The sequence below is a fragment of the Achromobacter sp. genome, from assembly GCF_032113835.1.
Lineage (GTDB): Bacteria > Pseudomonadota > Gammaproteobacteria > Burkholderiales > Burkholderiaceae_B > Achromobacter.
Genome location: NZ_DAMCTG010000020.1, coordinates 62,713 through 69,788 on the forward strand (window position 1 = coordinate 62,713; position 7,076 = coordinate 69,788).

The 7,076-nt window shown below is 65.9% G+C and carries 5 protein-coding genes; 3 read left to right on the forward strand and 2 right to left on the reverse strand.

From position 1 onward, the window contains the following. Positions 1–76: 76 nt before the first annotated feature. Both RT697_RS10210 and RT697_RS10215 read right to left on the reverse strand, forming a co-directional pair. Positions 77–733, reverse strand: a complete 657-nt coding sequence (locus RT697_RS10210; protein ID WP_313698586.1) for a gamma-glutamylcyclotransferase — start codon at positions 731–733, stop codon at positions 77–79. Between the two features lie 2 nt (positions 734–735). Further along, positions 736–1,944 carry an MFS transporter gene (locus RT697_RS10215; RefSeq protein WP_313698587.1) on the reverse strand — a complete coding sequence of 403 codons (1,209 nt, stop codon included), beginning with the start codon at positions 1,942–1,944 and terminating at the stop codon, positions 736–738. Between the two features lie 314 nt (positions 1,945–2,258). Here RT697_RS10215 and RT697_RS10220 point away from each other — a divergent pair, with 314 nt between their 5' ends. Genes RT697_RS10220 through RT697_RS10230 form a run of 3 tightly spaced genes read left to right on the forward strand, consistent with a single transcriptional unit; the run spans position 2,259 to position 6,833 of the window. Beyond that, positions 2,259–3,443: an efflux RND transporter periplasmic adaptor subunit gene (locus RT697_RS10220; protein ID WP_313698588.1), complete on the forward strand. Its 1,185-nt coding sequence runs from the start codon at positions 2,259–2,261 to the stop codon at positions 3,441–3,443. Between the two features lies 1 nt (position 3,444). Next, the gene (locus RT697_RS10225; protein ID WP_175123247.1) at positions 3,445–5,403 is read left to right on the forward strand and encodes a MacB family efflux pump subunit; all 1,959 of its coding nucleotides are present in this window, start codon (positions 3,445–3,447) and stop codon (positions 5,401–5,403) included. A gap of 5 nt (positions 5,404–5,408) precedes the next feature. Then, entirely contained in the window at positions 5,409–6,833 is a 1,425-nt protein-coding gene (locus RT697_RS10230) for an efflux transporter outer membrane subunit (protein ID WP_313698590.1), read from the forward strand. Positions 6,834–7,076 lie beyond the last annotated feature (243 nt).

A 7,076-nucleotide genomic window follows, 5' to 3' on the forward strand; every position in this document is an offset into this window, starting at 1 on the left:
CGCCTGGAAGACCGGCCCCTCATTGACCCCGCGCAGGCCCCGGACAAGTTCGCCGAGCCTGCCCGCCCGCTTGGCGTCAGGGACCTTCGGGCAGCGGGTGGCCGTCCAGTTCCAGCCGGCGGGCGATCGCGTCGAGCCGGGCGTCGTGGATGCCGGCGGAGCGCAAGGCCTGGGCGGTCTGCACCACATAGTCCGTGCATGGGCCGTAGCGTCCCGCCGCGCGGCGCACGATCTCCAGCAGTTCCGGCTCGGGCAGGGCGCGGATATAGGCCGGATTGCTGCGGTTCATGATGAAGACCAGCGCGCGGACGACCCCTTCGTCCGTCGCGCAGTTGATCCAGCGGGGCAGGTAGGCGCCGGTGGACATCTCGCGTTCCCAGAGGGCGGGAAAGTAATTGGGGACCTGGTCGCCGGCCAAGCGGTAGACCACGCCCCGGCAGGAGCCGCCCCGGTCCAGTCCGAACACCAGGCCCGGGCATTCGGGCGTACCCCGGTTCACCCGCGACCACAGGCACAGCGCCCGATGGTGGCCGCGCAGTGTGGCCAATCGCCGTTCCTGGAAGTCGAAATCCGGCCGCCAGATGAGGGATCCGTACCCGAATACCCACACGTCGTCCCCGGACTGCCAATGTTTGAGCGCGTCCTCGAGCGAGGCTTGGCGTTCTTCTGCCGTCCAGAGCCGGAAGGGCAAGGACGCGCCGGAGATGTCAGAGGGGGAGGACTGCTTGTTCACAACTACGTTTTCCGTTCAGGCTCGTGCGGAGGATTTCGATTGGCCCAGCCCCCGGCCATCAGCGCCACGGAATAGGCCCAGAAAAGCGGGGCAACGCCAATTACCGCACCCAGCGCGCCGAAGGTCAACGGCAGGGAGACCTGCGAACCGTTGATCAGCGCCATGCGCAGGCCGACGGCCTCGGCGGCGCGGCCCGGCGGCGAGTATTGGTGCAGCAGGGACAGCATGCTGGGCTGGCAACAGCCCAGCGCCAGTCCCAGGATGAAAGACAGCACGATCAGGACGGTAACGTCGGTGAACAGCGGGTAAAGCACAAAGTCGATGGCTGCCGTGGCCATGGCCACACGCACCAGGGTCCACGACCGCACGCGGCGCTGGATCAGCGGCAAAGCCAGCCGGATAACGAAAGTTGCCGCCGCAAACGAGGCAAGAATGACGCCGATGGTAGTGGCGGACAGGCCGATCGCCACGCCGAAGATAGGCACGACGAACAGATGGGTATCCCACGCGCCGGACAGGATGGTGTTCACCATCAGGACGCGACGCAGGGCGGGAACGGCCAGCAATTCCGTCACCCGGCGGCGCTGGGCCTCTCGCACGCCGGTAACGGCGGCGTCGACGGCCTTCAACTGATGCCGCAGTGCGTAAAGACCGATCCCTGAAAGCAGGGGGCCGACGGCGAGGAGGCCAAACGCGGTGCGCGTGCCCAGGTGGTCGATGGCCAGACCCGCGATCAGGGGGCCGGAAAATCCCGAACCGGCCAGGGCCAATGACATGAACGAGAAATTGCGCAGCCGCTTCTCGGGTTCGGCGTGTCCCAGCAGATCCTGCGTGGCGACCTGATGCAGCATGAAGCCGATGCCGATGCAGCAGGACGCCACCAACAGTGCGGACTGGGTTTGTGAAATAGAGGGGAGTAGCGTGCCGAAGGCAACCAATGTAGTGCCGATGACCAGCGGACGGACGATGCCGACCCGGTCCACCCACCGTCCCGCCCGCACCGAAAACAGCATCGGCAGGACGGCAAACACCGCGACCAGCGTGCCAACGGTGAACGTGGACAGCCCCATCTGCAGCGCCGTCAGGGAAACGGTGATCCGTCCCCCGGTCAGCGCCACGTGATTCATCATTGCCAGCAGGCACAAAAGCACCGCCCCGGAAAATTCCGGGGAACTGGATGGCGAGGAGGGGGATCTGTTGGAGGTAGACACGGCTTAACTGCATTCATTCTGTTCGTAACATCTCGCTATGTCGAGGCGAGCGGTTTTTGCGCTGCAGCGGACAGTGACTAGTCACATTGCGAAGTTAACGGTCTCTACCGGACAAGTCTCGCGCTTATTCGGCAAGATGACGGCACGTTCGCGGCAGGTGGGGTAAAAGGGTTCCGCAACAGTCTTGGGATCGTTGTATCGTTCACGCAACGGAACACGTCCGCGCGGTGCAATCTGCCTTCGAATTTCACCGTTTGTTTGCAGCATTACCGGCGCCGCACGTGGCGCCTTGCCGTCCCCATCGTCCAGGTTCAATGAAAAAGTCCCGCAGCAAGTTCAAGCGCTACGTCCTGATAGCCGCCATCCTCCTGCTTCTCGTTTTTGGTGCGCGCGCCGCGTTCTTCTCGGCGCCGCCGCCGCCCACCTTCGCCGTGGCCGAGGTGTCCCGCGCGGACCTGGAAGACAGCGTCCTGGCCAGCGGCACCATCGACGCCATCGAACGCGTCAGCGTCGGCGCGCAGGCCACGGGCCAGCTCAAGTCCCTGAAAGTGGAACTGGGCGATCGCGTCAAGAAGGGGCAGCTTGTCGCCGAAATCGACGACCTGACCCAGCAGAACGAGCTGCGCAACGCCGAAGCGGCGCTGCAGACGCGGCGCGCCGAGCGGGCGGCCAAGGTCGCCACGCTGAAGCAGGCCGAACTGGCGTTCAAGCGCCAGCGCATGATGCTGGCGGCCGACGCCAGCTCGCGCGAGGCCTATGAAACCGCCGAGGCCACGCTGGCCGTGACCCGCGCCGAGATCGCGTCGCTGGACGCGCAAATCGCGCAGGCGGAGATCCAGGTGGACACGGCCCGGGTCAACCTGGGCTACACGCGCATCGTCTCGCCGATCGACGGCATGGTGGTGGCGGTGGTGACCAAGGAAGGCCAGACGGTCAACTCCATCCAGAGCGCGCCCACCATCATCAAGGTGGCCCAGGTGGACACCATGACGATCAAGGCGCAGATCTCCGAAGCCGACGTGACGCGGGTCAAGGCCGGCCTGCCGGTCTACTTCACCATCCTGGGCGAACCGGACGAGCGCTACCGCGCCACGCTGCGCGCGGTGGAACCGGCCCCGGATTCCATCCAGAAGGATGACGCGACGTCGTCGCTGACGTCCTCGACCAGCAGCTCCACCAGTGCGGCGGTCTATTACAACGGCCTCTTTGACGTGCCGAATCCGGACGAGAAGCTGCGTATCTCGATGACGGCGCAGGTCTTCATCGTGCTGGGCGAGGCGAAGAACGCGGTGGTGGTGCCGGCATCGGCGCTGGGCAAACGCGGCCCTGACGGGCGCTACGAAGTGCGCGTCGTGGGGGAAGGCAACAAGACCGAGACGCGCCAGGTCCGCATCGGCATGAACAACAATGTGCAGGCGCAGGTGCTGGAAGGCCTGGAGGTGGGCGAACGCGTCGTGTCGGCGGATTCGTCGCCGGCCGCCGCCAAGCCGGGAGCCTGACATGAGCGGTCCGCTCATCTCCCTGTCGGGCGTGCGCCGCGAGTTTCCGGCGGGCGACCAGACGATTGCGGTCCTGAAGGACGTCAACCTCACGATCGAGGCGGGCGAGATGGTCGCGATCGTGGGCGCGTCCGGCTCGGGCAAGTCGACGCTGATGAACATCCTGGGTTGCCTGGACCGGCCCACGCGCGGCGACTACAAGGTCGACGGCCGCAGCACGGGCGAGCTGGATCCGGACGAGCTGGCGGAGCTGCGCCGGGAGCACTTCGGGTTCATCTTCCAGCGCTATCACCTGTTGGCGGATTTGAGCGCGCAGGGCAACGTCGAGGTCCCGGCCGTCTACGCGGGCAAGCGCCGCGAGGCGCGGCTGGAGCGGGCCTCGGCCTTGCTGGCGCGGCTGGGCCTGGCGGATCGGTCCGAACACCGGCCCGGCCAGTTGTCCGGCGGTCAGCAGCAGCGGGTGAGTATCGCGCGGGCGCTGATGAACGGCGGCGACATCATCCTGGCCGACGAGCCGACCGGCGCGCTGGACACGCATACGGGCCAGGAAGTGCTGCGCATCCTGGAAGAGCTGAACGCCGCGGGGCACACGATCATCATCGTCACGCACGATATGAACGTGGCGCGCCACGCGCAGCGCATCATCGAGATCAGCGACGGCGAGATCGTCGCGGACAAGCGCAACCCAGACGCGCCGCGCCATCAGACGGCGTTGGACGAGGCGCCGGCGATGGCCCAGCGGCCGGCCTGGCAGGCGTATCTGGACCGCTGCGGCGAGGCGCTGCGCATGGCGCTGCTGGCGATGAACGCGCACCGGTTGCGCACGTCGCTGACGATGCTGGGCATCATCATCGGCATTGCGGCGGTGGTGTCGGTGGTGGCGCTGGGCGAAGGTTCCCGGCGCAAGATCCTGGAAGACATCAGCGCGATCGGCACGAACACGGTTGAGGTCTTCCCGGGCAAGGATTTCGGCGACGAGAAGGCGGTGAACATCCGCACGCTGGTGGCGGCCGACGCGGAGGCGTTGGCGCGCGAGTCCTATGTGGACAGCGTGACGCCGGAAGTGGGCACGAGCAATACGCTGCGTTATCGGAACGTGTCGGTGAATGGGTCGATCCAGGGTGTGGGCGATCAATACTTCCGGGTGCGCGCGATCAAGCTGGCCGAGGGCAAGTTCTTTGACGAGACGAGCGTGGCGCGCCGCGCGCAGGAAGTGGTGATCGACGAGGGCACGCGGCGTGCGCTGTTCGGATCGCACACGGAGCCGATCGGGCAGGTGATTTTCCTGGGGTCGATGCCGGCGCGCGTGATCGGGGTGACGCAGAAGAAGGACACGGTGTTCGGCAGCAATGATTCGCTGAACGTGTGGATTCCCTATACGACGGCGCTGTCGCGGGTGCTGGGGCAGCAGCACCTGAAGAGCATCACGGTGCGCGTGAATGACGCGACGCCGCCGGCCGCGGCGGAGCAGGCCATCGTGCGGGTGTTGACGCGCCGGCACGTGGTGAAGGACTTTTTCGTGTTCAACACGGATGCGGTGCGCAAGACGATCGAGCGCACGACGGCAACCATGACGCTGCTGGTGTCGCTGATCGCGCTGATTTCGCTGATGGTGGGCGGCATCGGGGTGATGAACATCATGCTGGTGTCGGTGACCGAGCGCACGCGCGAGATCGGGGTGCGGATGGCGGTGGGCGCGCGGCGCAGCGACATCATGCAGCAGTTCCTGATCGAGGCGGTGCTGGTGTGCCTGATCGGCGGCGCGGTGGGCATCCTGTTGTCGCTGGGATTGGGGGTGCTGGTCAGCAAGGCGACGGGCGGCTCGTTCCAGATGATCTATTCCACGGCATCGATGGTGGCGGCGTTTACGTGCTCGACGCTGATCGGTGTGATTTTTGGCTATCTGCCGGCGCGCAACGCGGCGCGCCTGGATCCCGTCGAGGCGTTGGCCCGGGAATGAGGAAGATGAAAGCAGTTTCTCTTTTGTGCAAACCGTTGGGCGTGGCGCTGTTGCTGGCGCTGGGCGGTTGCGGTCTGCTGCGTACGGATTACGAGCGGCCGGCGGTGAGTGTGCCGGCGTCCTGGACTTATGCGGGGGCCGGTGCTGATGCGGGTGCGCAGGCGTCGTTGGCGGACGGAGGCGATTGGTGGCGCAATTTCGATGATCCGGCGCTGAACGGGCTGGTGGAGACGGCGCTGGCGCGCAACAACGATCTGGCGGCTGCGGCGATTCGCGTGCGGCGGGCGCAGTATCAGGCGGGGTTGGCGGACGATCAGTTGATGCCGCAGTTTGGCGGGGACGCGAACGTGTCGCGGGTGCGCAATCTGTATGGGGACCGTGCGATCACGCGGGCCAATTCGGCTGAGCTGACGGTGAGTTATCAGGTGGACCTGTGGGGCAAGCTGGCGCGTCAGCGGGACGCGGCGCAGTGGGAGGCGCTGGCGACGGAGCAGGACCGCCAGAGCGCGGCGCTGACGCTGGTGGGGACGACGGCGACGTTGTATTGGCAGACGGCGTTCATCAACCAGCGGATTGCAAGCAGTGACGAGAGCATTGCCTACGCGCGACGCACGCAGGAACTGGTGCGGGTGCAGTATGCGGCGGGCGGGGCGTCGGCGTTGGAGCTTTCCGAGGCAGAGCAGACAGTTGCGAGCCAGCAGGCGGCGCATGCGTTGCTGGTGCAGCAGCGGGTTGAGTACATCAATGCGTTGACGATTCTGTTCGACGGGCCGCCGGATCGCATTACGGCGGATCCGATGCGGTTGCCGTCGAGCGCGTTGCCGGAGGCGCGGGCGGGGGTGCCGGCGGAGTTGCTGGGGCGTCGGCCGGATCTGCGGGCGGCCGAGATGCGGTTGCGGGAGTCGCTGGCTACCGTTGACGCGACGCGGGCGAGCTTTTATCCGCCGGTGACGTTGACGGGGGCGCTGGGCACTTCTAGCCCGACGTTGTCGGATGTGTTGAAGAATCCGATCGGGACGTTGGGGGCGGGGTTGACGTTGCCGTTTCTGCAGTGGAATCAGATGCAGCTCAATATCCGGATCTCGAAGACGGATTTTGAAGAGCGGGTGGTGACGTTCCGGCAGGCGCTTTATCAGGCGATGGCGGATGTGGAGAATGCGTTGTCGAATCGGACGCAGTTGGCGGTGCGGGCGGAGCAGCTGGATTTGTCGTTGCGGGCGGCTCGGGAGGCTGAGCGGCTGTATGAAGTGAGATATCGGGCGGGGGCGGTGCCGCTGCGGGACTGGCTGGATGCGCAGGAGAAGCGGCGGGTGGCCGAGGTGGCCAGCGATGAGAATATGCTGAACCGGTTGGTGAATCAGGTGACGGTTTATCAGGCGTTGGGTGGGGATGATGTGGTGGCTGTTGAGGGTGATGGGCTGCGGATGTGAGGTTTTCAGCCGCCCGGCGTGTCGGTTTTCGCCAGGCGTCGGTTGCGGTTCTTGTGATGCCCGGCTGGAACGTCGGGCGTTGGTTGCGGGTGTTGTGGCGCCTGGCGGGAGTGTCGGGCGTTGGTTGCGGGTCTTGTGGCGACCGGCGGGAGTGTCGGGCGTCGGTTGTGGTTCCTGTGGCGATCGGCGGGCCTATCCGTGATTTTGTGGGCGAGGCATATCATGAGGACTAAAGATCATGGA